The 26,177-nt window shown below is 64.2% G+C and carries 28 protein-coding genes; 7 read left to right on the forward strand and 21 right to left on the reverse strand.

What is annotated here, in order from left to right; all coding sequences use genetic code 11:
• Positions 1-6: 6 nt before the first annotated feature.
• From rpsQ to rpsJ, 11 genes are read right to left on the reverse strand one after another with little or no spacing between them, the layout of a single operon-like run.
• Entirely contained in the window at positions 7-291 is a 285-nt protein-coding gene (gene rpsQ / locus CKJ84_RS09640; protein ID WP_095277945.1) for a 30S ribosomal protein S17, read from the reverse strand.
• A 2-nt stretch (positions 292-293) separates the two neighbouring features.
• Positions 294-524, reverse strand: coding sequence for a 50S ribosomal protein L29 (gene rpmC / locus CKJ84_RS09645; protein ID WP_038588270.1), 231 nt, complete (start codon positions 522-524; stop codon positions 294-296).
• The gene (gene rplP / locus CKJ84_RS09650; protein ID WP_095277947.1) at positions 524-940 is read right to left on the reverse strand and encodes a 50S ribosomal protein L16; all 417 of its coding nucleotides are present in this window, start codon (positions 938-940) and stop codon (positions 524-526) included. The genes rpmC and rplP overlap by 1 nt, the downstream gene beginning before the upstream one ends.
• Positions 941-944: 4 nt before the next feature.
• The gene (gene rpsC, locus CKJ84_RS09655) at positions 945-1,688 is read right to left on the reverse strand and encodes a 30S ribosomal protein S3 (RefSeq protein WP_095277949.1); all 744 of its coding nucleotides are present in this window, start codon (positions 1,686-1,688) and stop codon (positions 945-947) included.
• The gene (gene rplV, locus CKJ84_RS09660; RefSeq protein ID WP_095277951.1) at positions 1,688-2,047 is read right to left on the reverse strand and encodes a 50S ribosomal protein L22; all 360 of its coding nucleotides are present in this window, start codon (positions 2,045-2,047) and stop codon (positions 1,688-1,690) included. The genes rpsC and rplV overlap by 1 nt, the downstream gene beginning before the upstream one ends.
• A gap of 3 nt (positions 2,048-2,050) precedes the next feature.
• A complete protein-coding gene (gene rpsS, locus CKJ84_RS09665; RefSeq protein ID WP_095277954.1) occupies positions 2,051-2,326 on the reverse strand; it encodes a 30S ribosomal protein S19 in 276 nt (91 codons plus the stop codon).
• Positions 2,327-2,342: 16 nt separating this feature from the next.
• Positions 2,343-3,182, reverse strand: coding sequence for a 50S ribosomal protein L2 (gene rplB, locus CKJ84_RS09670; protein ID WP_095277956.1), 840 nt, complete (start codon positions 3,180-3,182; stop codon positions 2,343-2,345).
• Positions 3,183-3,223: 41 nt separating this feature from the next.
• Entirely contained in the window at positions 3,224-3,529 is a 306-nt protein-coding gene (gene rplW, locus CKJ84_RS09675; RefSeq protein ID WP_095277958.1) for a 50S ribosomal protein L23, read from the reverse strand.
• The gene (gene rplD / locus CKJ84_RS09680; RefSeq protein ID WP_095277960.1) at positions 3,530-4,198 is read right to left on the reverse strand and encodes a 50S ribosomal protein L4; all 669 of its coding nucleotides are present in this window, start codon (positions 4,196-4,198) and stop codon (positions 3,530-3,532) included.
• Positions 4,195-4,851, reverse strand: a complete 657-nt coding sequence (rplC, locus tag CKJ84_RS09685; RefSeq protein ID WP_095277962.1) for a 50S ribosomal protein L3 — start codon at positions 4,849-4,851, stop codon at positions 4,195-4,197. The genes rplD and rplC overlap by 4 nt, the downstream gene beginning before the upstream one ends.
• Positions 4,852-4,892: 41 nt before the next feature.
• Positions 4,893-5,198: a 30S ribosomal protein S10 gene (rpsJ, locus tag CKJ84_RS09690; RefSeq protein ID WP_038588232.1), complete on the reverse strand. Its 306-nt coding sequence runs from the start codon at positions 5,196-5,198 to the stop codon at positions 4,893-4,895.
• 656 nt (positions 5,199-5,854) lie between these two features.
• Here rpsJ and CKJ84_RS09695 point away from each other — a divergent pair.
• From CKJ84_RS09695 to CKJ84_RS09720, 6 genes are all read left to right on the forward strand, one after another.
• On the forward strand, positions 5,855-6,367 hold the full coding sequence (locus CKJ84_RS09695; protein ID WP_095546808.1) for an Asp23/Gls24 family envelope stress response protein: 513 nt from the start codon (positions 5,855-5,857) through the stop codon (positions 6,365-6,367).
• A 2-nt stretch (positions 6,368-6,369) separates the two neighbouring features.
• Complete coding sequence (locus CKJ84_RS09700; RefSeq protein WP_095535285.1) at positions 6,370-6,672, forward strand: hypothetical protein; 303 nt, start codon at positions 6,370-6,372, stop codon at positions 6,670-6,672.
• Between the two features lie 87 nt (positions 6,673-6,759).
• Positions 6,760-6,960 (forward strand): hypothetical protein, encoded by a 201-nt coding sequence (locus CKJ84_RS09705; protein WP_095277968.1) that lies wholly within the window; start codon positions 6,760-6,762, stop codon positions 6,958-6,960.
• Entirely contained in the window at positions 6,960-7,943 is a 984-nt protein-coding gene (locus CKJ84_RS09710; protein WP_095546809.1) for an Asp23/Gls24 family envelope stress response protein, read from the forward strand. Before CKJ84_RS09705 ends, CKJ84_RS09710 begins: the two co-directional genes overlap by 1 nt.
• Positions 7,927-8,673, forward strand: coding sequence for a hypothetical protein (locus CKJ84_RS09715; RefSeq protein ID WP_198949269.1), 747 nt, complete (start codon positions 7,927-7,929; stop codon positions 8,671-8,673). Before CKJ84_RS09710 ends, CKJ84_RS09715 begins: the two co-directional genes overlap by 17 nt.
• A complete protein-coding gene (locus CKJ84_RS09720; RefSeq protein WP_095535283.1) occupies positions 8,670-9,230 on the forward strand; it encodes a hypothetical protein in 561 nt (186 codons plus the stop codon). Before CKJ84_RS09715 ends, CKJ84_RS09720 begins: the two co-directional genes overlap by 4 nt.
• Positions 9,231-9,254: 24 nt before the next feature.
• On the opposite strand, the gene CKJ84_RS09725 is transcribed toward CKJ84_RS09720, so the two are convergent.
• The 5 genes from CKJ84_RS09725 to rpsL form a co-directional block, all read right to left on the reverse strand.
• Positions 9,255-9,947: a hypothetical protein gene (locus tag CKJ84_RS09725; RefSeq protein WP_095546810.1), complete on the reverse strand. Its 693-nt coding sequence runs from the start codon at positions 9,945-9,947 to the stop codon at positions 9,255-9,257.
• Positions 9,948-10,059: 112 nt separating this feature from the next.
• Entirely contained in the window at positions 10,060-11,250 is a 1,191-nt protein-coding gene (gene tuf / locus CKJ84_RS09730; protein ID WP_095277977.1) for an elongation factor Tu, read from the reverse strand.
• 363 nt (positions 11,251-11,613) lie between these two features.
• Positions 11,614-13,734, reverse strand: coding sequence for an elongation factor G (gene fusA, locus CKJ84_RS09735; protein WP_095546811.1), 2,121 nt, complete (start codon positions 13,732-13,734; stop codon positions 11,614-11,616).
• Positions 13,735-13,990: 256 nt separating this feature from the next.
• Complete coding sequence (rpsG, locus tag CKJ84_RS09740) at positions 13,991-14,458, reverse strand: 30S ribosomal protein S7 (RefSeq protein WP_095277982.1); 468 nt, start codon at positions 14,456-14,458, stop codon at positions 13,991-13,993.
• Between the two features lie 6 nt (positions 14,459-14,464).
• On the reverse strand, positions 14,465-14,836 hold the full coding sequence (gene rpsL / locus CKJ84_RS09745) for a 30S ribosomal protein S12 (RefSeq protein WP_076598032.1): 372 nt from the start codon (positions 14,834-14,836) through the stop codon (positions 14,465-14,467).
• 244 nt (positions 14,837-15,080) lie between these two features.
• Here rpsL and CKJ84_RS09750 point away from each other — a divergent pair, with 244 nt between their 5' ends.
• A complete protein-coding gene (locus CKJ84_RS09750) occupies positions 15,081-16,406 on the forward strand; it encodes a hypothetical protein (protein WP_095546812.1) in 1,326 nt (441 codons plus the stop codon).
• Here CKJ84_RS09750 and CKJ84_RS09755 read toward each other — a convergent pair.
• The 5 genes from CKJ84_RS09755 to CKJ84_RS09775 form a co-directional block, all read right to left on the reverse strand.
• Positions 16,346-17,038, reverse strand: a complete 693-nt coding sequence (locus CKJ84_RS09755) for a hypothetical protein (RefSeq protein ID WP_095546813.1) — start codon at positions 17,036-17,038, stop codon at positions 16,346-16,348. The two genes, CKJ84_RS09750 and CKJ84_RS09755, sit on opposite strands and share 61 nt — an antisense overlap.
• Positions 17,035-17,541, reverse strand: coding sequence for a hypothetical protein (locus tag CKJ84_RS09760; protein ID WP_095546814.1), 507 nt, complete (start codon positions 17,539-17,541; stop codon positions 17,035-17,037). Before CKJ84_RS09760 ends, CKJ84_RS09755 begins: the two co-directional genes overlap by 4 nt.
• Positions 17,538-18,182 (reverse strand): hypothetical protein, encoded by a 645-nt coding sequence (locus CKJ84_RS09765; protein ID WP_143340357.1) that lies wholly within the window; start codon positions 18,180-18,182, stop codon positions 17,538-17,540. The genes CKJ84_RS09760 and CKJ84_RS09765 overlap by 4 nt, the downstream gene beginning before the upstream one ends.
• Before the next feature lie 134 nt (positions 18,183-18,316).
• On the reverse strand, positions 18,317-22,315 hold the full coding sequence (locus CKJ84_RS09770; protein ID WP_095546816.1) for a DNA-directed RNA polymerase subunit beta': 3,999 nt from the start codon (positions 22,313-22,315) through the stop codon (positions 18,317-18,319).
• Positions 22,316-22,425: 110 nt separating this feature from the next.
• Positions 22,426-25,923: a DNA-directed RNA polymerase subunit beta gene (locus tag CKJ84_RS09775; RefSeq protein WP_095535276.1), complete on the reverse strand. Its 3,498-nt coding sequence runs from the start codon at positions 25,921-25,923 to the stop codon at positions 22,426-22,428.
• Positions 25,924-26,177 lie beyond the last annotated feature (254 nt).

A 26,177-nucleotide genomic window follows, 5' to 3' on the forward strand; every position in this document is an offset into this window, starting at 1 on the left:
TAGGGACTAGCGAGCCTTCTCGACGATCTCGACGAGACGGAAGTGCTTGTCCTTGGACAGCGGGCGGGTCTCCTCGATGAGGACCAGGTCGCCGACGCCGGCGGTGTTGTCCTCGTCGTGAGCCTTGACGCGGTTGGTCGTGCGGACAATCTTGCTGTACAGGCCGTGGGACTTGCGGTCCTCGACCTCAACAACGATGGTCTTGTCCATCTTGTCGGACACGACGTAGCCGCGGCGGCGCTTCTGCACTGCCTTCTGGGTGTTCTGTTCAGTCACGTTTGCCTCACTCATGATTAAGCCTCAGCTCCCGGGACGACGGACAGGCCGAGCTCTCGCTCGCGCAGCACGGTGTAGATGCGTGCGATGTCGCGCTTCACGGTGGAGATGCGGCGGTTGTTGGTCAGCTGGCCGGTCGCGAGCTGGAAGCGCAGGTTGAACAGCTCTTCCTTCGCGTCGGACAGGCGGCTCTTCAGCTCTTCATCGGTGAGTTCGCGGAACTCAGATGCGGGGGTACCGTTCGCCATTAGTACTGGTCCTCCTTCTTGATGATGCGAGTCTTGCACGGAAGCTTCGCAGCCGCACGGCGCAGAGCCTCGATGGCAACCTCGTCATTCGGGTAGGACATCTCGAAAAGGATGCGACCCGGCTTCACGTTGGCAACCCACTTCTCCACCGGGCCCTTACCGGAACCCATACGCACGCCGAGCGGCTTCTGGGTCAGCGGGCGGTCCGGGAAGATGTTGATCCAGACCTTGCCGCCACGCTTGACGTGGCGGTTGATGGCAATACGGGATGCCTCAATCTGACGGTTGGTGATGTAGGCCGGCTCGAGTGCCTGCAGGCCCCAGTCACCGAAGTTGATGGTGTTCCCGCCCTTGGACACGCCACGACGGTTCGGGCGGTGCTGGCGGCGGTACTTCACGCGCTTAGGGATAAGCATGTGTTTAGCCCTCCTGCTTCTTCTCGGCGCGCTGGCGGCGCTGGCCGCCGCGACGCGGGCGACGGTCGCCGCGGCCACGGCGCTCGTTGGACGGAGCGTTGAGCTCGGACTCGCGGACACCGCCAACAACGTCGCCCTTGTAGATCCAGACCTTGACGCCGATGACGCCGAAGGTGGTGTGGGCTTCTGCGGTGCCGTAGTCGATCTCCGCACGCAGGGTGTGCAGCGGCACACGGCCTTCGTGGTAGCGCTCGACGCGGGACATTTCAGCGCCACCCAGACGGCCAGAGGTCATCACCTTGATGCCCTTGACCTGCGGGTTGCGCATTGCGGACTGGATAGCCTTGCGCATTGCGCGACGGAACGCAACGCGGTTGACCAGCTGCTCAGCGATGGACTGTGCAACGAGGGTCGCGTTGGCGTCAACGTTCTTGACCTCGAGGATGTTGAGGGCGACCATCTTGCCGGTGAGCTTCTCCAGCTCGCGGCGGATGCGGTCAGCCTCAGCACCGCGGCGGCCAATCACGATGCCCGGGCGGGCGGTGTGAATGTCGACGCGGACGCGGTCGCGGGTGCGCTCGATGTTGACGTCGGCGATGCCGGCGCGCTCGAGACCCTTGGACAGGAATTCGCGGATCTTGATGTCCTCGTGGACGTAGTCTGCGTAGTTCTTGTCGGCGTACCAGTGGGACTTGTAGTCAGCGGTGATACCCAGGCGCAGGCCGTGTGGGTGAATTTTCTGGCCCATTACTTAGCCCCTTCCTTGGACTCGACAACGACGGTGATGTGGGACGTGCGCTTCCGGATCTGGAAGGCGCGGCCCTGGGCGCGCGGCTGGTAGCGACGCATGGTGGGGCCTTCGTTGGCCCAGCACTCGGACACGACGAGCGTGCGCGGGTCCAGACCGAAGTTGTTCTCGGCGTTGGCGGCTGCGGAAGCAACAACCTTCGCAACATCCTTGGACGCTGCCTGCGGCGCGTACTTCAGGATGGCGAGTGCCTCAGATACGGACTTACCGCGGACGAGGGCCAGCACGCGGCGGGCCTTCATCGGGGAAGTGCGGACGAACTTGGCCGTCGCGGATGCAGTGGTGATTGTGTCAGCCATTGCTTATCGACGTCCCTTCTCTACCTTGACGTGACCCTTGAAGGTCTTGGTTGGTGCAAACTCGCCGAGCTTGTGACCGACCATGGACTCGTCGACGAACACCGGGACGTGCTTACGGCCGTCGTGGACGGCGAAAGTGTGTCCGATGAAATCGGGGAGAATGGTCGAGCGGCGGGACCAGGTCTTGATGACCTGCTTGGTGCCGGCCTCGTTCTGAGCATCCACCTTGTTGAGGAGGTGCTCATCGACGAACGGGCCCTTCTTCAGGCTGCGTGGCATGTCTGTTTACCTCCTCTTAGCGCTTCTTGTTCTTCGAGCGACGACGGCGCACGATCATGTTGTTGGAGTAACGGTTCGGGTTGCGGGTACGGCCTTCCTTCTGGCCCCACGGGGAAACCGGGTGACGGCCACCGGAAGTCTTACCCTCACCACCACCGTGCGGGTGGTCGACCGGGTTCATGACAACACCGCGGACAGTGGGCCTCCAGCCCTTCCAGCGCATACGGCCGGCCTTGCCCCAACGGATGTTGATCTGGTCGGCGTTGCCAACCTCGCCCACCGTTGCGCGGCAGCGGATGTCCACGCGACGGATCTCGGAGGACGGCATGCGCAGCACGGCGTAGGAGCCTTCCTTACCCAGCAGCTGGATCGAAGAACCAGCGGAACGGGCAAGCTTGGCGCCAGCACCGGGCTTGAGCTCCACAGCGTGGATGGTGGTACCGGTCGGGATGTTGCGCAGCGGAAGGTTGTTGCCAACCTTGATGTCCGCGTTAGCGCCCGACTCGATCACGGTGCCCTGCTTCAGGCCCTTCGGCGCAATGATGTAGCGCTTCTCACCGTCGTAGTAGTGGAGCAGTGCAATGTTTGCGGTGCGGTTCGGGTCGTACTCGATGTGAGCGACCTTTGCCAGCACGCCGTCCTTGTCGGAACGGCGGAAGTCGATGACGCGGTAGCGACGCTTGTGGCCGCCGCCGCGGTGACGAGTGGTGATGTGGCCGTGGGTGTTACGGCCACCCTTCTTCGGGAGCGGGCGCAGCAGCGACTTTTCCGGGGTCGAGCGAGTGATCTCGTCGAACTCGGAAACGGAGCTGGCACGGCGACCCGGAGTTGTCGGCTTGTACTTACGAATAGCCATAGTGTGTCCTTTTCTATCGGTGTCTTCTGCAGCAGCCGCTGTTAGGCGGTTGCACCGCCGAAGATGTCGATGGAGTCGCTGCCCTCGCGGAGAGTGACGTAGGCGCGCTTGGTGTCCTTGCGCTTGCCGTAGCCGGTGCGGGTGCGCTTGCGCTTGCCCTCACGGTTGGCGGTGTTCACCGAAGCGACGTCGACGCCGAAGATCTCTTCCACGGCGATCTTGATCTGGGTCTTGTTAGCAGACGGGCTGACATAGAACGTGTAGGTGTTCTGCTCCATCAGCGCGTAGGTCTTCTCGGAGAGGACCGGGGCGATGATGATGTCGCGCGGGTTAACAGTCTTAGCCATTTACTTCTCCTCCTCCGCAGCGGTGGCGGTAGCCTGTGCCGCGTCGCGGTTGATGAAGGTGTGCAGTGCCTCGACCGAGAAGACCACGTCGTCTGCGTTGAGCACGTCGTAGGTGTTCAGCTGACCCGGCTCGATGATGTGGACGCCCGGCAGGTTCCTTGCGGAAAGACGGGAGTTGTTGTCATCGCGGCCGATCACCAGCAGAACGGACTTACGGTCGGTCAGGCGCTCCAGGAAGGTGCGTGCAGACTTGGTCGAGGGCTTCTGGCCCGGGACCAGGTCCTCAACGACGTGGATGCGTGCGTTACGCGCGCGGTCGGTGAGGGCACCTACGAGAGCTGCCTTAATCATTTTCTTGGGGGTGCGCTGCGCGTAGGAACGCGGCTGCGGACCGTGAACGGTGCCGCCGCCGGTGAACTGCGGAGCGCGGATGGAACCCTGGCGGGCACGGCCGGTGCCCTTCTGGCGGAACGGCTTCTTACCACCGCCGCGCACGTCGGCGCGGGTCTTGGTGGCGTGGGTTCCCTGACGAGCTGCTGCGAGCTGTGCGGTGACAACCTGGTGCAGCAGCGGGATGGAAGCTTCGCGGTCAAAAAGTTCTGCCGGAAGCTCTACGGAACCGTTGGTCTTTCCGTCAGCGGTGTGGACGTCAAGCGTCAGGTTCGTCATGCGTGAGCACCGCCCTTCACTGCGGTCTTGACGGTAACAACGCTGCCCTTGGCGCCCGGGATTGCACCCTTGACCAGGATCAGATTGTTGTCGCCGTCGATGCGTTGGATCTTCAGGTTCTGGGTGGTAACGCGGTTACCGCCCATGCGGCCAGCCATGCGCTTGCCCTTGAAGACACGGCCCGGGGTAGCACAGCCACCGATGCCGCCGACGCGGCGGTGGGAGGCCTGGTTACCGTGTGCGGCACCCTGGCCGGCAAAGCCGTGGCGCTTCATCGCGCCGGCAAAGCCCTTGCCCTTGGTGGTGCCGACGACGTCGACGAACACGTCGCCGTCGAAGATGGTGGCGTTGTATTCCTGGCCGACCTCGTACTCGGAGGTATCGTCCATGCGGATCTCCGCAACAACGCGACGCGGCGTCACGCCAGCCTTCTTGAAGTGGCCAGCCTGCGGCTTCTTGGACTTACGGGGGTCAATGTCGCCGTAAGCAATCTGGATGGCGTCGTAGCCATCGGTCTCTTTGGTACGGATCTGGGTGACCACACACGGCCCAGCCTCGACGACGGTCACCGGGATTACGCGGTTCTCATCGTCGAAGACCTGGGTCATGCCGAGCTTCTTACCCAGAATGCCCTTGATCTGGTTCTCAGACATGTATTAGTTCTCCACTACTGAACGTTTTGGGGATCTCTTGCTTACTGGATGTTCACGTCGACGCTTGCCGGAAGGTCGATGCGCATGAGCGCGTCAACGGTCTTCGGCGTCGGATCGAGAATGTCGATGAGGCGCTTGTGAGTGCGCATCTCGAAGTGCTCGCGAGAGTCCTTGTACTTGTGGGGAGAACGAATAACGGCGTACACGTTCTTTTCGGTGGGCAACGGCACCGGTCCAACGACGCGGGCACCCGTGCGGGTGACCGTAGCAACGATCTTCTTCGCAGATGCGTCGATCGCCTCGTGGTCGTAGGCCTTGAGCCTGATGCGGATCTTCTGTCCCGCCACGCTTACCTCTTCCTCGCATCCCCACTTTCAAGTCCCGCCTCGCTCGTAGTTGAACGAGGCAAAGACGAAGCGGTGGGGTTTGTAGCTTCTAGTTTCTCTATAACGTTGTCCGGGCTGGGCCCATGGCTCAACGCCAGTGTCGTTTCATTGACTTCTTGACACTTCCGGAAGGTGACAAGGCGCTAGCAAATAACTGCGCGCTGCAAGTCAGTGCTTCCGCCTCGGCGCGTGCCGGGGTGCAAGACTCGGAAGGGTGCGTGACCCTTGCGTACTGCCGCTGTTTATTTGCCATGGCGCCTTCTCCGGTCCTGCCCGCATTTCGAGTCAGGTCCTTCAACCGAAGGTGTCATGTTCACCGGACCACCGCGCTTGCGCGCCATGTTTCGGCAACCTGAGTATTAAAACACGTCCTCCCCATTTACGCAAGCCCGAGCTTTTTCGCTTCTCGACGCCCCCACCTTCCCCTCATCCCGCCACCCCAAAGATTGCAACTTAATACCAATTCGTGCCGGGTCTCCTCAACGCCCGGAGCCTCGGCGCGGAAAATGTGTACCCTTGTTTGCTGAGCCCGGTTATCCATCAGTTCATCGCTTTTCCGCAGGTGGAACGGGCCGATTTTTCTACAGCTACAAAACGCAGTGAAGGAAGGACCAGTCATGGCCGATCACACTCTGAACGAGAACACCCCTGCCCCCACCAACTCCACCTCGACCGCCGTGGACGCCGAGCAGACCCGTCCGCGCAACGAGAACCTGGAGTCCGACTCCGGCTCCACCGTCATCGACGACAACGTCGTGGGCAAGATCGCCGGCATCGCTGCACGCGAGGTCTCCGGCGTGTACAACCTGGGCGGCGGCGCTGCCCGTATGTGGGGCGCGGTCCGCGAGTCCCTGACCTCCTCCACCAACGTCCAGCAGGGCGTCAACGTGGCTGTCGAGGACGGTCACACCTCCGTCGCCGTGGCGATCATCGCTGAGTACGGCGTGGCTATCCACGAGCTGGCGAACGCGATCCGCGAGAACGTCACCGTCGCGCTGACCCGCATGACCGGCCTGATCGTTGACCGCGTCGACGTCACCGTGCACGACGTGCACCTGCCGGAGCAGGAGGACGAGTCCGACAACGAGGACGCTGCATTCCAGTCCAACAACCAGGCGCTGGGTCAGTAGTTATGGCGCGGACCCCCATCACCCTTGAGGTCGGGGAAGCCGTCCGCGACAGTGCGCTCGGTGTTCCCGGCGTCGCCGCTCTGGACAATGGCCGCGTCGGCGAGGTGGCGCTCCTGCTGCCTAAGGCCCGTATCGACGGCTTGCGCCAGGTCGACCGCAACGACGACCGCGGCATCGAAGTGCACATCGTCTTCGACACGGCGTCGGGGCGCGACATTCAGTCAGTAGCCGAGGATGTCCGCTCCGCCGTACTCGGCGCGACGGACCTCCCGTTCGTTGACGTCGTCGTGGCCGACGCACGGTAGGCACCCGGATCTCGTCTCTTGCGGCTGAGCGCCGCCCCGCCACCCGCGGGGGCGCACGGCCGCCAATCCCCGAAAAGTGGTATTGATATGAATCTTTCTTCCAATAAAACGCTGGCCGGCGTGATCATCGGCGTGGTCATCGCATTCTTCGTCATGTTCGGCGGATGGCTGGGCCTGCTGTGGCTGCTGCTGTTCACCATCGTCGGTGGCGTCATCGGCGCGCAGCTCGACGGCCGCCTCGACATCGCCGAGATCCTGAGCACGAGCTCCGGTAAAGGCCGCAGCTAATGGGTACGACGTTCTACCACATCAGCGAGCGCTCAGTTGAGCGCGTCGCCGAGGTGGCGGCTTCGTCGGTGCCCGGCACCCTCGCGGTGGATGCGAAGCTCGCCGGACTGGCCGGCCGCAGCTTCCCCAGAATTGATGTCCACCTCGACCGACAATCGGGTGTCGCGGCAATCGAAGCCGAGATCGCTACCGCCTACCCCGCGCCGATCGCCGCCATTACGGACGCCGTGCGCGCCACCGTGATCTCCCACGTGCGCACCCTCACCGGTCTGGACGTCTCGCGCGTCAACGTGTCCGTTTCCAGCGTGGAGGCGCAGGACCTGAACTCGCGCGTGACGTGGGACGACGTGGCAAGCCACTCCGCGTTTGCCATCCCGACGCCGATCAAGGTCAACCAGCTCAAGGTGACCTCTCCTGTGACGCGGGAGCGCCAGCCGCTGAAGGCCATCCACGCGCGTTCCCTCGTGGACGACATGTGGGAGTTCAACGCGCCGCACCCGACGAAGGTCGCGTCGGTGCACGCGCCAGCCGAACCCACCGCGAGGTCCATCCGCGCGCCGAAACCGATGGACGTGCAGACGAAGGGCTTTGTGGCCGCGGGGCCGGGGCTCAGGGGCGTCGATAAGCCTGCTCCTGCGCAGCCGTGGTCCCCGCGCACCCCGGAGCCGCGCGTGCCAGCACCGTTCACCGTGAACTCCACGCAGCTCAAGCGCGTGCGGGTGCCGGAGCCCGCAGCGGTGCGCCGCACCGAGGTGCCGCCTCGCCGCAGGCTCACCGAGATCACCGCCGCCCCGCTGCGCCTACGGAAGGTGGAGACGCGGCCGGCGCGCCCGCTGCGCAAGGTCACGGTCAACGCCACGCCGCTGCGCGAGCCTCAGGTCCCGACGCCGCAGCGCGTCGTCCGCCCGCGAGCGCCGCGCCCGCAACCGCTGAAACAGATCTCTATTACACCGGTGGTGAATAAGTATGACCGCACCCGATAGCACCTCCGCGCCGGCTTACGACGCCACAGCACCGGTCGACCAGCCGCACACCCAGACCGTGCAGCCCACCGCACACCCGGCGGGCCCGCACCCGGGCGACGAGCCGCGGGCAAACCCCGCTGTCCGCTGGCTCACCCTGCTGATCGGTTTGATCCTGCTTGCGCTCGCCGCGGTGGTCGGCCGCGACCTGTGGTACTTCTTCCAAAACAGCAATTCCGACGATTCGTGGCTGCGCCCGGTCTTCGAGTTTGTCGGCCGCGCCACCATGGACGTCACCGCCGTGACGGTGGGCATCATCATCGCCATCATCGGTCTCGTGCTCATCGTCTACGCCTTCGTGCCCAGGGGACGCACGCACGTGCGTGTTGATTCGCCGGCGTCCATCTGGACCCGCCCGGTGGACATCGCGCGCAAGGCGACCCACACCACGCGCGCCGAGGTCGGCAACGCGCGCATCCAGTCCCGCGCGGACCGCAAGAAGCTGCGCGTGCAGGTCGAGGACGACGGCTCCGGTGCCGCGCTCCAGGAGCGCCTGACCTCGGTGCTGTCCGGCGAATTCCAGCGGCTCACCACCCCGCCCGCCATCAGCGTCAAGGTCACGCCGAAGCAGCAGAGCGCCTCGACCAGCACGGCGAGTGCGGAGACCCAGACCGGCAGCGCTGCCGACGCGTACGCCACGCCGGAATCAGCCGCAGAGATTTCCCAGCAGACCCAGGGGGTTCAGCGATGAGCAAGACACTGTCCTTCTTCGACCGACTCGTTGTGTTCCTCGTCGGCCTGCTCCTGCTGGTCGCGGGGCTCATCCCCGTGGCCTACTACTGGGAAATCCCCTACGTGAGCGAGTACCTCAACCGCTTCGACCGCGAATCGCTGGGCACAACGCCCGACGAGTCCTGGTACCGCACGGCGCTGATCATCGCGTTCGTCGCTCTGCTGATTCTTGGCGCATGGTTCGTCCTGGCCAACATCCGCAGCCGCGCGTTCAGCACCCGCGAGATCATGTCCGCGGACTCGCAGCACGGCGACAGCACAATCAACGTTGCCCGTGTCGCCGACGCCGCCTGCGCGTTCCTGGAAAAGTCCGAGATGGTTACCGAGGCCCGCAGCAAGGTCTCCGTTGTGGGCAACCGCCCCACGGCGCGCTTCACCGTCACTGCGTCCCCGAGCTATTCGCTTGACGACGTCACGCGGTTCCTCGAAGCCGCCGACGAGGACTTCCGTCTGGCCAACCACACCATGGAGATTGACACGGTGTGGCAGCTGCACCTGGATAGGATCGTCGCGTAGCGCCCCGTGCCGCTGGACCGGCTCCTACACCTCCAGCAGCACGATCTGCGTCACTCGCCCCAGCGACGCCGGCCCCGCGCCGCCTCCTGGGGCGATTTGCATGTCCTCCCCCACTGCACACCGCAGGATCCGCGACCACCGCAATTCCTCGCGAGCCGTCGCGCGGCGCCCCTCGGGCCGCCACACACGCAGACGCTGACCCAGCACGGCACGTGCGCCGTCCTCGAGCGCAACAAGCCACCGGGTACCGCCAATGTCCCCGCGCTCCAGCCCCGCAAGTTCCGGCGCGTCCTGCGCGTCCAGTACCGTCACGAGCCTCACCACGCCAAGACGGTGCTGGAACCCTTCCGTGTCCTCGACGACGAGCGGCCTGCCCGGCCCCACGGGCCGAAACGCCGCGTACTTCCACACGCTGGGCATCTGATCCGGGTTCGCGCTTGAGCGCACCACCACGGTGCTGCCGTCCATGCTCACTTCGTGTGCGGGTTCCTCGGTGGTGATCAGCACGGGTTGTTCCGGGAGCTCGCGCAGCAGCGCGGGGTGTTCGGCTTCGAGTTCGCGGAGCAGCCCCAGGAGTTCCTCGTCCGTGGTGCCGTAGGAGGCTCCCCGGTTTTGCAGCACGCCGATCAGCGCGGAGAGCGACAAGTCGGGTTGGCCCTCCCACGTGTCTCGGAGCGCGTCGAGGAGGGTGGGGATGCGGGTTGGGTCGTTGTGCACAGTTGCAGAGTCTAATCAGGCGCTGAATTCGGGCGCGCGAAAAGGGCCACCTCCCCTCGCGGGGTGGTGGCCCTTTGCTTATGCTCTGGTGCTTACCAGATCAGCGACTGAATTAGTCGAGGATCTTGGTAACGCGGCCAGCGCCGACGGTGCGGGAGCCCTCGCGGATAGCGAAGCGCAGGCCCTCATCCATAGCGACCGGCTGGATGAGCTCGACGGACATGTCGACGTTGTCGCCCGGCATGACCATCTCGGTGCCCTCCGGCAGCTTCACAACACCGGTGACGTCGGTGGTGCGGAAGTAGAACTGCGGACGGTAGTTGTCGAAGAACGGGGTGTGGCGGCCGCCCTCGTCCTTGGACAGGACGTAGACGGAACCCTCGAACTTGGAGTGCGGGGTGTAAGCGCCCGGTGCGATGACAACCTGGCCACGCTCAACGTCCTCGCGCTTCAGGCCACGGAGCAGCAGTGCTGCGTTGTCGCCAGCCTCAGCGGTGTCGAGGAGCTTGTTGAACATCTCGATGGAGGTGACGGTGGTCTTGGTGGCCTTGTCACGGATGCCGATGATCTCGACCTCGTCGTTGATGTTCAGGACGCCACGCTCAACACGGCCGGTCACAACGGTACCGCGGCCGGAGATGGTGAAGATGTCCTCAACCGGCATCAGGAACGGCTTGTCGGTCTCGCGCTCCGGATCCGGGATGGAGTTGTCGCAGGCTTCCATCAGGTCGATGACGGACTGGACCCACTTCTCGTCGCCCTCGAGAGCCTTCAGAGCGGAGATCTGCACGATCGGAGCTTCCTCGTCGAACTCCTGCTCGGCCAGCAGCTCGCGGACCTCCATCTCGACGAGCTCGATGATCTCTTCGTCGTCAACCATGTCGCACTTGTTCAGTGCAACGAGGATGTACGGGACGCCAACCTGGCGAGCGAGCAGCACGTGCTCACGGGTCTGCGGCATCGGGCCGTCGGTAGCAGCGACGACGAGGATAGCGCCATCCATCTGAGCAGCGCCGGTAATCATGTTCTTGATGTAGTCGGCGTGGCCCGGGGCGTCAACGTGTGCGTAGTGACGCTTCGGGGTGTTGTACTCCACGTGGGAGATGTTGATGGTGATGCCGCGCTCGCGCTCCTCCGGAGCCTTGTCAATCGCGTCGAACGCGAAGGCCTTGTTCTCCTCCGGGTAAGCGTCAGCGAGCACCTTGGTGATTGCGGCGGTGGTGGTGGTCTTGCCGTGGTCGACGTGACCGATGGTGCCGATGTTCACGTGCGGCTTGCTGCGCTCGAACTTTTCCTTTGCCACTGTATGTCCTCCTGGACTTCATGGTGGCTACGACCTTCGCAGCCACGTAGTTTACATTTGCCCTGCCCCGGCCCCGTTCACACGATGCCGAGGGCAGTGACCATTTCACAATGTGCCAGTTACATGATCCTAGATATTTGGTGACCGTTTTTCAAACCGGTCGACCCGAAAAACCCGGATCTACCAAGTGAGTAACGGCCGGCTCAGACACCCACAGTCTGCGGACGACCCTCGACGGATCCTTCCGAGCTGTGCGGTGACTCAGCCCAGCCGTTACCCCTTTGGCGGGAGCGCCTCCCCCATCAGCCGGTACCTCCGCTGGCACGCGGAGCTACCGTCCGAGGAAGGTGCCGGGGCGATCGACTAGCTGCCGTTGCGCTCGTCGATGATCTCCTGTGCGACGGACTGCGGAACCTCAGCGTAGGAGTCGAACACCATGGTGAAGTTCGCACGGCCGGCGGTGGAGGAGCGCAGGTCGCCGATGTAGCCGAACATCTCGGACAGCGGCACCTTTGCCTTGACGACCTTCGCGCCGGAGCGGTCCTCCATTGCGTAGACCTGGCCACGACGGGAGCTGATGTCACCGTTGACGGTGCCCATGAACTCCTCCGGGGTCACGACCTCGACGGCCATGAGCGGCTCGAGCAGCACCGGCTTTGCCTTCGCAACTGCTTCCTTCAGCACCTGGGAGCCGGCCATCTTGAAGGCCATCTCGGAGGAGTCGACCTCGTGGTAGGCACCGTCTTCCAGGGTGGCCTTGATGTTCACCAGCGGGAAGCCAGCCAGGTAGCCGTACTGCATCGCGTCCTGGATACCAGCGTCGACGGACGGGATGTACTCCTTCGGAACGCGGCCACCGGTGACGGCGTTCTCGAACTTGTAGGTCGCGGACTCGCCCTCCTCCAGGGTCTCCGGATCCGGATCGTACGGCTCGATGGTGACGATGACCTTTGCAAACTGGCCGGAACCACCGGTCTGCTTCTTGTGGGTGTAGTCCAGGGACTCGACCTTCTTGCGGATGGTCTCGCGGTAGGCAACCTGCGGGTTACCAATGTTTGCCTCGACCTTGAACTCGCGCTTCATGCGGTCAACCAGGACGTCGAGGTGCAGCTCGCCCATGCCGCCGATGACGGTCTGGCCGGTCTCCTCGTCGAGCTTGACGGTGAAGGTCGGGTCCTCTTCCGCCAGCTTCTGGATAGCGGTACCCAGCTTCTCCTGGTCGGCCTTGGTCTTCGGCTCAATTGCCACCTGGATAACCGGATCCGGGAAGTCCATGGACTCCAGGATGATCGGGTGGTCCGGGTTGCAGAGGGTGTCACCCGTGGTGGTCTGCTTCAGGCCGATGAACGCGTAGATGTTACCGGCGTCGGCGTGCTCGACCGGGTTCTCCTTGTTCGCGTGCATCTGGAAGAGCTTGCCCACGCGCTCCTTGTTCTGCTTGGTGGAGTTGAGCATGTTCTCGCCCGGGATAGCCTGGCCGGAGTACACGCGCACGTAGGTGAGCTTGCCAAAGAACGGGTGGACGGCGACCTTGAAGGCCAGTGCGGAGAACGGCTCCTCCACGGACGGCTTACGGGTCATCGGGGTCTCGCCGTCGAGGGCGGTGCCGTGCACCTCGCCCACGTCGAGCGGGCTCGGCAGGTAATCGACGACAGCGTCGAGCAGCGGCTGGACACCCTTGTTGCGGTAAGCGGTGCCGCACAGGACCGGGTAGATCTCGGAGTTGACCGTCATCTTGCGGATGGCAGCCTTGATCTCGTCCTTGGTCAGCTCCTCGCCGCCGAAGTACTTCTCCATGAGCTCCTCGTCGGACTCAGCGACTGCCTCGAGCAGCTTCTCGCGGTACTCCTCAGCCTTGTCCTTGAGGTCGGCCGGGATCTCCTCGATGGTCGGCTCTGCACCGGTCTCGACCTTGCCGCGCCAGGTGATGGCCTTCATGTCAATCAGGTCGACGACGCCGTCGAAATCGTCCTCAGCGCCGATCGGCAGCTGCATGACCAACGGCTTCGCGCCGAGGCGGTCGATGATGGTCTGCACGGTGAAGTAGAAGTCAGCGCCCAGCTTGTCCATCTTGTTGACGAAGCAGATACGCGGCACGTCGTACTTAGCAGCCTGGCGCCAGACCTGCTCGGACTGCGGCTCAACGCCCTCCTTGCCGTCGAACACGGCAACAGCGCCGTCGAGCACGCGCAGGGAGCGCTCCACCTCAACGGTGAAGTCCACGTGGCCCGGGGTGTCGATGATGTTGATCTGGTTGGAGTCCCAGAAACAGGTCACGGCAGCGGACGTAATGGTGATGCCGCGCTCCTTCTCCTGCTCCATCCAGTCGGTGGTGGAAGCACCGTCGTGGGTCTCGCCGACCTTACGGTTGATGCCGGTGTAGAAGAGGATGCGCTCGGTCGTGGTGGTCTTACCAGCATCGATGTGAGCCATGATGCCGATGTTGCGAACCTTGTGCAGGTCCTTAAGCACTTCTTGTGCCACGTTATTACCCCAACTTAAAAGTCGTCGACGCTCTGCAGACTCGGGGGAATCTCCAGCGGGCGCCTATGGCGAATAATTTCCTTTGTCAATTCTGCCACCTTTTTCATCAAATGGCAGGGTGAGTCGCGTCGGTCATTCCAAAAAACACCCGGACGCAACTGCACAACAACGATGCACGAAGCAGATATTCAATTTGCTTCTACGCAGTTGCGGCAGCTGACATCCGGGTGTCATAGAAAACCGTGCGCGCCGGTGATTACCAGCGATAGTGGGCGAAGGCGCGGTTGGCCTCGGCCATCTTGTGCATGTCCTCGCGACGCTTCACGGAAGCACCGAGACCGTTGGATGCATCCAGGATCTCGTTAGCAAGGCGCTCGACCATCGTGTTCTCACGACGCTGGCGGGTGAAGGTCACCATCCAGCGAAGTGCGAGGGTGTTGGAACGGCCGGGCTTGACCTCAACCGGGACCTGGTAGGTCGCGCCACCAACACGGCGGGAACGAACCTCGAGGTCCGGGCGGATGTTGCCCAGGGCCTTCTCCAGGGTGCCAACCGGGTCGGTGCCGGTCTTCTCGCGGCACGCCTCGAGTGCGCCGTAGACGATGCGCTCGGCGGTGGACTTCTTGCCGTCCTGCAGCACCTTGTTCACCAGCTGGGTAACAAGTTCGGACTGGTAAACCGGGTCCTTGACTACGGGACGCTTCGGAGCTTGCTGTTTACGCATTTCTGATTACTGTCCCTTCTTTGCGCCGTAACGGGAACGAGCCTGCTTACGGTCCTTGACGCCCTGGGTATCCAGTGCGCCGCGGATGATCTTGTAGCGGACACCCGGGAGGTCCTTCACACGACCACCACGCACGAGCACCATGGAGTGCTCCTGCAGGTTGTGGCCCTCACCCGGGATGTATGCGGAAACCTCGATGCCGGAGGTCAGGCGCACACGGGCGACCTTACGCAGTGCCGAGTTCGGCTTCTTCGGAGTGGTGGTGTACACGCGGGTGCACACGCCGCGACGCTGGGGCGAGCCCTTCAGCGCAGCGGTAGCCACCTTCTTGCTCTTATCGTGGCGGCCCTTGCGGACCAGCTGCTGAATAGTAGGCATTCACGCTCTTTCTGTTAAGCGGTGCGCGCTAAGGTGGCCGTACATGCAAAAATGGGGGCTCTTTTCGGGGCCCTGCCGTGTGCATGAACTACCTGACCGCGAGTGCGCAGCCGCACGGAGTTCGTATCTTTCCGCCACGCGAATTATCGCGAGCGAAACCTCATTCAAGCTACATCACCCCGCGTCACAAGAGCAAATCGCTTATCGACGAGCCACCCGACGCCTCCTCATTTACACTGCAAGCATGTCGACCACGACCTCACCGCCGGGTGAGTTCTCCCAGTCTGCGCGCGAGATCGCAGCCGAGTCCGTCATCATTCCCGTACGCGCCGCCGGTCTCCTCCTCCGGCACCTCCCGCAGCTCATCACATGTGTCTGCCTGGGGCTGGCGGGACGCCAGGCCGTGATCTGGCTCGCGGTGTGGATTTCCAACTTCAGCAAGGTCGGGGCCAGCCTGGTGATGCCGCTTGCTCCGCTCTCCGTCATGGTCGCACTGATCTACGCCCTGTGGTACCTCCGCCCGTCGCTCCCCTTCCTCTCCCGGGCGATTCCGGGGCGGGAGGAGACGTCGTCACGCACGCGCCTGTTTTCGGCGGGCGGGATGCTGATTTCGTTTCTCACTGTGTACGCCACGCACGGCATGCTTAAGGAGGACCTCGCCGCGTTCCGCCGCGCCGCCACGAACGACGAATTCATGAACCAGGGCTTTGCCGCGGACTTTAGCCGGGTGTTCGTCGACGGCACCGCATCCCTGCTCGCCCTCATGGCGGTGACGATCGTGCTGCGCAAGATTATTGGTTACTTCGCGCTGGCAGAACGTGGTCTCGGCCTCACCTATCTTGCCGCCTACCTCGACGTGCTGTGGATGTCCACCGTATCGATATTTGTGACCAACAAGCTCGCAGACGTACAGGATTGGGCGCTGAGCAGGCGGGGAATTGCGCCCGCGTACGACCGCTACGTGGACCTGAGGGACGGCATTGCCGAGCACACAGGCATCCTCGCCAGCGCCTGGGATTGGCTGGCGGAGGCGTTACCGGTGATCAACCAGCTGGTGACCATTCCGGTCGCGTGGCTCACCCTCGGCGCAGTGGTCTTCGGCACGTCGCTGGTTGCCAGCCGGGAGAAGGAAGCGGCGCCGGACGCCGAAGCTGCGGACAGCTCGCAGCGCTTCAGGAGGCGGGCGCGCCACGTGGTTGAAAAGGAGGCCAAGTACGTTGCCAACCAGGCGATGCAGCCTATCGCCGGGCCGCTGAAGACCACGTGGAGCGGCCTTCGCACGCTGGCCAAGGCAGGCATCGTGCCAATGGTGATGTTTTGCATCGTGTTCATGCTCGCCGCCGGAGTCGAGTTGGGCGTGGTCGAGGTGGGTCGCGCCATCGTGGGACCACAGGACGCGCTTGTCAGCGAAGTCATCGCTGCGTACATCCTCATCGTCGCGCGCGCCGCGTACCTGCTGCTCGTGGTGTGCCTGATCGCCTCGGGGCTCGACTTCTTCCTGCGCCGCTCCTACTCGCCCGCCGCAGATCCCGATGCGTCTCTCGCCTTGGACTCCGGGTCATCCACGTAGTTTTTCGGCTCCGGCAGGTCGAGGGTGACGTAGTCGGGCTCGTTCCACCCGAGGTGGAGCTGCTCCGGCTGCACGCCCTCCGGCATCGCGATGGGGATGAGTTTGCGCCACTCCTCCGGGCGCGGGTCACCCTGGACAACGCGGACCGTAGCGGTGCGGAGGTCCACCGACTCCGTCGCCGGCCCGCCCTCGCCCGGCGGGGTGCAGCTGTGCAGGGCGCTCATGCCACTCACCACTTCGCCGAAGATTTGATCCGTGCGCTGGTAGTCACGCCCGTCCGAGCCTGTCGCCCACATGCGGCAGTGGGACAGCACCGAGTCTTCCGGTGCGCGCCACTGGGTGAGTAGCGCCCAGATGGCAAACCCGTCGGGCGCATCGAGCCCGATCTCTTCCTCGTGTTCGACCCGTTGGAACCCGATCACCTCCACCTCAGCGGTGCGGCGCGGCGGCGCGCTCCCCTCCCCCTCCACGAGGCCATCGATGGGCAGGTCAAACGAGCCCGGGGTGCCGGCCGCGATGCGTTGCTCCTGGGTCCAGGACCACGGCCGATAGATCCCGAAGTACGGCTGCGACGATGCCGCCAGCATGCACCCGATCGCCACCGGGGCGGCAGCCCACCAGGCAAGTTTCATAGCGTGAGCCCCTCCCTGCTGATGTTTCCGGCTTCGACTGGTTCGCCGAGCTCCAGCACCACCCGCGGCGCCATCTGCGTGGCGGACGGGTGCAAGAACAGCCTCGCCCCCGCAATCTGCTCTGCCGGCATTTCGAAGACGAGGGTGCACTGCGTAGGAAGTTGCGGGTACAGGGTGCCACACGACGACGCGAGGTGGTTCGCGGGTCCGTAGAGCGTGCCGTCGGTAGCCTTGATCTGCCCTTCGAGTACCTGGCCAGTATCGGGTGTGTGGGTAAAATCCACGACCAGCCAGCGGGCGTGCGTTGGTACGCCGTTGATCGCATCGGCGGTAATGGTGTGGACTCCATCAACCCGCCCGATCTTCGGTGCCTCGGCGCCGTAGTCAAACGGCGCGAAGGCCCGGTCCTGCGCGTCGGGAAGCTGCTCGCGGATGAGGCCGCCCAGGCTGAGCAGGGCCAGCGCGGCCGCGGTCGCCACTATTCGGCGCGGCATCGTCGTCACCGCAGGCTCACCTCCGCAGCACGGTCCTTAGTCAGCCAGGCCTTCGCCCCGTCCAGGAAGGAGGTACGGTACTCCAGCGACGTGATCACCAGCGTGTCCGCCTCCGCGGCATTCGTGCCGCTCGGGCCTTGGAAGATGAGCGCGACATCCAGCGGCACGCCAGGGTTGGGCGAGATCGCCTCGGATGGCGCAACCTCGGTGAGCGCCTCCGCGCTGTGCTTGCGTACGACCGCGGCTCTCATGTCCGGTTGCTCCTTTGGGCCAAGGCGCGAATCCTCCAGCGCGAACGCCATGAGGAACTGCGGCGCAGGGACAGGCCGTGAGGCAGTGTTGGTGAGTCGCATTTCCACCACGCGTGCGTCGCCAAGCGTATAGGTGCGCCGCACCGAGATCTCGAACGGTGCGGCCGTGAACTCGGCAGGCTGCGCGAGCGCACCGGTGCCCCTCGGCGCCGCGGCCACGGTGAGGCCCTCGGGCGGGGCCGCTTCCAGTCCGCCGCTGACACCGGTGATGCCCACAACCGCGAGCAACGCCGCGAGGGTCGCGTTGGTCCGGGTGCCAAGGTCGGCCGCGACCGATTTGGCCAATCCAGCAAATGGCCGGGGGCCTTTCGCCGCTGGTGTCGACGATACTTCGCTCACACCTGGAATCTAAGCAGAGTTTTCGCAGGCGCGCTCGGCACGCGTGCTTATCGACGCCAACGGCCCGGCCCCTGCCGCGCAGTCGCGGAGGAGCCGGGCCGGTTGGTGAGCAGACCTAGCTAACAGCCAGAAGGCTAGATCTGGTCGATGCCGTACTCGTCGAGCGGGACGGAGGCGCCGGTGTACTCGCCGTAGCCCTCGTCGCCGTAGATGCCCTCGCCGAAGCTCGGGATGGAGTACGCCGCGGAGCGCGCGGCCTCGGTCGGCTTGACCTGGATGTTGCGGTAGCGGGAAATGCCCGTACCAGCCGGGATCAGCTTACCGATGATCACGTTCTCCTTCAGACCGATGAGCTGGTCGGAGCGCTTGTTGATCGCGGCGTCCGTGAGCACGCGGGTCGTCTCCTGGAAGGAGGCGGCCGACAGCCAGGACTCGGTAGCTAGTGAGGCCTTGGTGATACCCATGATCTCGGAGCGCATCTCCGCCGGCTGGCCCTCGTCCGCCACGGTGGCGGCGTTGACCTGGCGTGCCTCGGAGAGGTCGATCAGCGTGCCCGGCAGGAACTCGGTCGAGCCGGAGTCGATGACCGTGCCGCGGCGCAGCATCTGGCGGATGATGATCTCGATGTGCTTGTCGTGGATGGACACACCCTGGGTGCGGTACACGGCCTGCACCTCGTCGATGAGGTGCTTCTCCACGCCGCGACGGCCGAGGACCTCGAGCACGTCGTGCGGGTCTGCGGCACCGCGGAGCAGGCGCTCGCCCACCTCGACGTGGTCGCCCTCGCGCAGGGAGCGCTCGATCATGGCGTCCGGGTTGGACTCCATCGGGCGGCGCACCTGGGCCAGGCCCTGGCGCTTGGACAGCTTCTCGTACACCACGTCGTCGGAGTCATCGTCCGGGTGGATGGTGAGGGTCCAGAAGTTGCCCTCGTCCTCCAGGGAGACCGTACCGGCGACCGACGCGATCGGCGCGCAGTTCTTGGGCACGCGGGCCTCGAACAGCTCCTGGACACGCGGCAGACCACCGGTAATGTCGCCGCCGACACCACCCTGGTGGAAGGTACGCATGGTCAGCTGGGTACCCGGCTCACCAATGGACTGTGCAGCGACGATGCCGACGGCCTCGCCGATGTCTACCAGCTGGCCGGACGCCATGGACTTGCCGTAGCACTTGGCGCAGACGCCAGTCGGGGTCTGGCAGGTCAGCACGGAGCGGACCTTGACCTCGGCGACGCCCTTCTGCACGAGCACGTCGATACGCTCCTCGGACAGCTCGGTGCCGGCCTCGAAGACGACGTTGCCCTCGGAGTCCTTCGCGTCGGAGGCCAGGACTCGGCCGGACACGGAGGTCTCCACCAGGTCGTGGCGGACGAAGGAGTCACCAGCGGCCTCTGCCACCGGGACCTTGACGCCCTGGTGGGTGCCACAGTCCAGCTCGCGGACAATGACGTCCTGCGCCACGTCCACCAGACGACGGGTGAGGTAGCCGGAGTCCGCGGTACGCAGTGCGGTATCGGCCAGGCCCTTACGGGAACCGTGGGAGTTGTTGAAGTACTCCATCACGGACAGGCCCTCGCGGAAGGAGGTCTTGATCGGGCGGGTGATGTACTCACCGCGCGAGTTCACGACCATGCCCTTCATGCCTGCCAGGGTCCAGATCTGGCGCATGTTACCGGCAGCACCGGACTTCACGATCATCGGAATCGGGTTGTCGTCCGGGTAGAGGTCCTCCACGGCCTGGCCGACCTTGTTGGTGGCGTCCTGCCACAGCTCAACCAGTCGGTCGTAGCGGTTCTCCTCGGTAAGCGCACCCTTCTCCCAGAACTTGCGCTCGATCTCCTCGGCTTCCTTCTCGTAGCGCTCGAGGAACTGCGTCTTGTTCGGGAGCACCAGCACGTCAGACATGGTGATGGTCACGCCGGAACGGGTTGCCCAGTAGAAGCCGGCGTCCTTCATCTTGTCCAGCGTCTGCGCGACGGTGATCATGGGGTACTTCTCCACCATGTCCTGGATGATGTCACCCAGCAGCACCTTGCCGGCGCCGCCGCCCTTGCGCACCATGGCGCCTTCCTGGAAGGGGAAGTTGAACGGCAGAAGCTCGTTGAACATGATGCGGCCGAGCGTCGTCTCGGTCATCCATGCCTGGCCCTTGGTCCAGCCGTCCGGGAACTGCTCCTCCTCGACCTCAACGGTCGGGCGCAGGTGGTCGATGCGGACCTTGATCGGGGCCTGCAGGCCGAGCACGCCGCGGTCGTACGCCATGATCGCCTCGCGGTAGGAGGAGTAGACGCCTTGTGCCGGGCCGTTCTCGTCGGCAGGCGCGTAGGCGCCCTCGCCGCCGATCTCATCGGTGGACTTCAGCATGGTGAGGAAGTACAGGCCGGTCACCATGTCCAGGCGCGGCATTGCAAGCGGCTTGCCGGACGCCGGGGACAGGATGTTGTTGGAGGACAGCATCAGTACGCGGGCCTCCGCCTGTGCCTCTGCGGACAGCGGCAGGTGGACTGCCATCTGGTCGCCGTCGAAGTCAGCGTTGAACGCCTCGCACGCCAGCGGGTGCAGCTGGATGGCCTTGCCCTCGACCAGCTTCGGCTCGAAGGCCTGGATGCCCAGGCGGTGCAGGGTCGGTGCGCGGTTGAGCAGCACCGGGTGCTCGGAAATGGCCTCTTCGAGCACGTCCCACACCTCGGGGCGCTGGCGCTCCACCATGCGCTTCGCGCTCTTGATGTTCTGCGCGTACTGGTTGTCCACCAGGCGCTTCATCACGAACGGCTTGAACAGCTCGAGCGCCATCAGCTTGGGCAGACCGCACTCGTGCAGCTTGAGCTGCGGGCCGACGATAATCACGGAACGACCGGAGTAGTCGACGCGCTTACCCAGCAGGTTCTGGCGGAAGCGGCCCTGCTTGCCCTTGAGCAGGTCCGACAGGGACTTCAGCGGGCGGGAGCCCGGTCCGGTGACCGGACGGCCGCGGCGGCCGTTGTCAAACAGCGCGTCCACGGACTCCTGCAGCATGCGCTTCTCGTTGTTCACGATGATCTCGGGCGCGCCGAGGTCAATCATGCGCTTGAGGCGGTTGTTGCGGTTGATCACGCGACGGTACAGGTCGTTCAGGTCGGAGGTGGCGAAGCGTCCGCCGTCCAGCTGCACCATCGGGCGCAGCTCCGGCGGGATCACCGGGATCGCGTCCAGGATCATGCCGGCCGGGTCGTTGCCGGAGCGCTGGAACGCAGCGACGACCTTGAGGCGCTTGAGCGCGCGGACCTTCTTCTGGCCCTTGCCCTCAGCGATGATGGTGCGCAGCTCCTCGGCCTCGGACTCGAGGTCGAAGTTGCGGATCAGCGTCTGGATTGCCTCAGCGCCCATGCCGCCGGTGAAGTAGTCCTCGTAGCGGTCGACGAGCTCCTCGTAGAGCACCTCGTCGATAATCATCTGCTTCGGGGCGAGCTTCTGGAAGGTCTGCCAGATGTCGTCGAGGCGCTCGACCTCGCGCTCGCCGGCCTCGCGGATGTGCGTCATTTCCTTGTCGGCTGCCTGCTGCACCTTCTTGCGGGCAGCGGCGGTCGCGCCGGAAGCCTCGAGCTCGGCGAGGTCTTCCTCCAGCTTGTGTGCGCGCTCGGCGATCTCGGAGTTTGCGTCCTCCTCGACTTCCTTCTTCTCCAGCAGCATCTCCGCCTCGAGGGTGGACATGTCGTTGTGACGTGCCTCCTCGTCGACGCTGGTGATGATGTTGGCGGCGAAGTAGATGATGCGCTCCAGGTCCTTCGGAGCGAGGTCAAGCAGGTAACCCAGGCGAGACGGGACGCCCTTGAAGTACCAAATGTGGGTCACGGGAGCGGCGAGCTCGATGTGGCCCATGCGCTCACGGCGCACCTTGGACTTGGTCACCTCGACGCCGCAGCGCTCGCAGATGATGCCCTTGTAACGGACGCGCTTGTACTTACCGCAGGCGCACTCCCAGTCGCGGGTGGGGCCGAAGATGCGCTCGCAGAACAGGCCGTCCTTCTCGGGCTTGAGGGTGCGGTAGTTGATGGTCTCCGGCTTCTTCACTTCGCCGTGGGACCACTTACGAATGTCTTCTGCAGTGGCCAGGCCGATGCGAAGCTCGTTGAAGAGGTTTACGTCAAACACGTAAATTCCCTTTCACCTCCCCCAGCTGGGGAGGATTGCGTGTGGATAGTTTCTTCTCGTTTCATTCAGGGCGCCGCAAGCACAAGTGCTTATCGACGCCCACCTGGCGCCTAGACGGTATCCGCCGCTGACCCCTCGTCGCGCGAGAGGTTGATGCCCAGCGAGGAACCGGCCTGGTCAAACTCATCGTCGTCGCCGTCGAGCTCCATGGCGCTGCCGTCCGTGGAGAGCACCTCAACGTTGAGGCACAGAGACTGCAGCTCCTTGAGCAACACCTTGAAGGACTCCGGGATACCCGGATCCGGGATGTTGTCGCCCTTCACAATCGCCTCGTAGACCTTCACGCGGCCGACCACGTCGTCCGACTTGATGGTCAACAGCTCCTGCAGGGTGTAGGCAGCGCCGTACGCCTGCATTGCCCACACCTCCATCTCGCCGAAGCGCTGGCCACCGAACTGGGCCTTACCGCCCAGCGGCTGCTGCGTAATCATGGAGTACGGACCGGTGGAACGGGCGTGGATCTTCTCGTCCACAAGGTGGTGCAGCTTGAGCATGTACATGTAGCCGACGGAGATCGGGTACTTGTACGGCTCGCCGGAGCGACCGTCGTAGAGACGGGTCTTGCCCTGGCCGTCGACCATCACGTCACCGTCGCGGTTCGGCTTGGTGTTTGCCAACAGTCCTGCGATCTCCTCGTTGGACGCGCCGTCGAATACCGGCGTTGCGGTCAGCGACTCCGGCGGGACGTCGTAAAGGTGCTCCGGCAGGGTCTCCAGCAGCGCGGCGTTCTTCGGGTCGTCCGGGTTCACGGTCCAGCCGGCCTTGGCCAGCCAGCCCAGGTGCACCTCGAGGACCTGACCGATGTTCATACGACGCGGCACGCCGTGCGTGTTCAGGATGATGTCCACCGGGGTGCCGTCCTCCATGAACGGCATGTCCTCCGTCGGCAGGATCTTGCCCACAACGCCCTTGTTGCCGTGGCGGCCTGCCATCTTGTCGCCGTCCTGGATCTTGCGTTTCTGCGCGACGTAGACGCGGATCATCTCGTTCACGCCTGCGGACAGATCGTCGTCGTCCTCGCGGGAGAAGCGGCGGACCGCGATGACCTTGCCGGTCTCACCGTGCGGCACCTTCAGGGAAGTGTCGCGGACCTCGCGGGCCTTCTCGCCGAAGATGGCGCGCAGCAGGCGCTCCTCCGGGGTCAGCTCGGTCTCGCCCTTCGGGGTGACCTTACCCACGAGGATGTCGCCGTCGCGCACGTCAGCACCGATGCGGATCACGCCGCGCTCGTCGAGGTCCTTGAGCACGTCCTCGGACACGTTCGGGATCTCGCGGGTGATTTCCTCGGCACCGAGCTTGGTGTCGCGGGCGTCAATCTCGTGCTCCTCGATGTGCACGGAGGTGAGGATGTCCTCCTCCACCACGCGCTGGTTGAGGATGATTGCGTCCTCGTAGTTGTGGCCTTCCCACGGCATGAAGGCGACGAGCAGGTTGCGGCCGAGTGCCATCTCGCCGTTCTTCGTGCCCGGGCCGTCCGCGATCACCTGGCCAGCCTCGACGCGCTGACCAGCAGACACGATCGGGGTTTGGTTGTAGCAGGTGCCCTGGTTGGTGCGGTGGAAGGTACGCAGCTGCTGGGTGTCGCGAGTGCCGTCGTCGCCCAGCACGGTGATGTAGTCACCGGTCACGGTCTCGATGACACCGGAGAGCGGGGAGATGACGGTATCGCCAGCGTCGTAAGCAGCGCGCTGCTCCATGCCGGTGGCCACGTACGCAGCCTCGGAGCGCAGCAGCGGCACAGCCTGCTTCTGCATGTTCGCACCCATGAGGGCGCGGTTCGCGTCGTCGTGCTCGAGGAACGGGATCATCGCCGTTGCCACGGAGACCATCTGGCGCGGCGAGATGTCGAGGTAGTCAACGCCTTGCGGGCCGACGACGCCGATGTCGCCGTCCTTGAGGCGGACCTCGATGCGCTCACCGGTCAGCTCGCCGTCCTTGGTCATCGGGGTGGCCGCCTGCGCAATCGCGTAGCGGTCCTCCTCGTCGGCCGTGAGGTAGTCGATCTGGTCCGTGAGCTTGCCGTCGTTGACCTTGCGGTACGGGGTCTCGATGAAGCCGAACGGGTTGACGCGCGCGTAGGACGCGAGCGCGCCGATCAGGCCAATGTTCGGGCCCTCAGGAGTCTCAATCGGGCACATGCGGCCGTAGTGGGACGGGTGCACGTCTCGGACCTCGATGCCGGCGCGCTCACGCGACAGGCCGCCCGGACCCAGCGCGGACAGACGACGCTTGTGCGTCAGGCCGGACAGGGAGTTGTTCTGGTCCATGAACTGCGAGAGCTGCGAGGTACCGAAGAACTCGCGGATCGCAGCGGAGACCGGACGCACGTTAATCAGAGAGGTCGGCGTGATGGACTCCGCGTCCTGGGTGGTCATGCGCTCGCGCACGACGCGCTCCATGCGGGAGAGGCCGACGCGGACCTGGTTCTGGATCAGCTCGCCAACGGTGCGCAGGCGACGGTTACCAAAGTGGTCGATGTCGTCGGTGTTGATCGGGATGAGCTCGCCGGACGGGGAGGTCATCTCGGTCTCGCCAGCGTGCAGGCGCACGAGGTACTCGAGCGTGGTGGCGATGTCTTCCTCAGTCAGCGTCATCAGGCCATCGTGATCGCCGCCGAGACCCAGCTTGCGGTTGACCTTGTAGCGGCCAACGCGGGCCAGGTCGTAGCGCTTGGGGCGGAAGAAGGAGTTCTCCAGCAGGGACTGCGCGAGGTCGCGGGTCGGCTGCTCGCCCGGGCGCTGCTTGCGGTAGATCTCCAGCAAGGCCTCGTCCATGTTGGCCACGCCGTCGTTCTCCAGCGTGGACATCATGAGCTCGGAGAAGCCGAAGCGCTCCTTGATCTGCTCCTCGGTCCAGCCGAGCGCCTTCAGCAGGACGGTCACCGGCTGACGACGCTTACGGTCAATGCGCACACCTACGGTGTCGCGCTTGTCCACGTCGAACTCCAGCCACGCACCACGGGAAGGGATCACCTTCACGGCGTGCAGCGGACGCTCGGTGGACTTATCAATCGTCTCGTCAAAGTAGACGCCCGGGGAGCGCACGAGCTGGGAGACGACGACACGCTCGGTGCCGTTGACAATAAAGGTGCCCTTGTCCGTCATCAGCGGGAAGTCGCCAATAAAGACGGTCTGGGACTTAATCTCCTGCGTATCGTTATTAATAAACTCCGCCGTCACGTAGAGCGGCGCGGAGTAGTTAATGTCCTTCTCTTTTGCTTCCTCGATGGTGTACTTCGCATCTTCGAAGCGCGGCTCGGACAGCGTCAGGCTCATGTTGCCGGAGTAGTCCTGGATCGGAGAGATCTCCTCCAGGATGTCCTCCAGGCCGCTGGCCACGCGGGCGTCCTCGCCGCGCAGCTCCTGCTCGCGGGTGCGCCACTCAGGCGTACCGACGAGCCACGCAAAAGATTCAAGCTGTACATCAAGAAGACCCGGGACGGTGATCGGCTCAGCGATCTTGGCGAACGAGTAACGTTCGGGGGCCCCGGGAATATCAGCCATTGACATGGTCTGGTTTGAGACTGCCAAGTTGGGTCCTTCCAGCACCTAGGGCGGACGCCACGCTATTTACTCTGGCTCTGTAAACAACCGGCATTTCCGCTGGGTAAGTTAGCATTTCGGTCTGCTTCGGAAGACCCGCCCCCAGAGATGACAAAATCACCTTGTCAAATCAGCACCCTTCGACATACCCCCTGCTCACACAGGCTTTCCGACGGGCGCCTCATGCAAGGCTCGCGCACTTCACTGGAGACGGCTTCCAGCGCAACGACTTAGCCTATAGCACAGTGCACGCTTTGTAA

The sequence above is a fragment of the Corynebacterium sp. NML 120412 genome (genome assembly GCF_002285155.1).
Classification (GTDB): domain Bacteria; phylum Actinomycetota; class Actinomycetes; order Mycobacteriales; family Mycobacteriaceae; genus Corynebacterium; species Corynebacterium gottingense.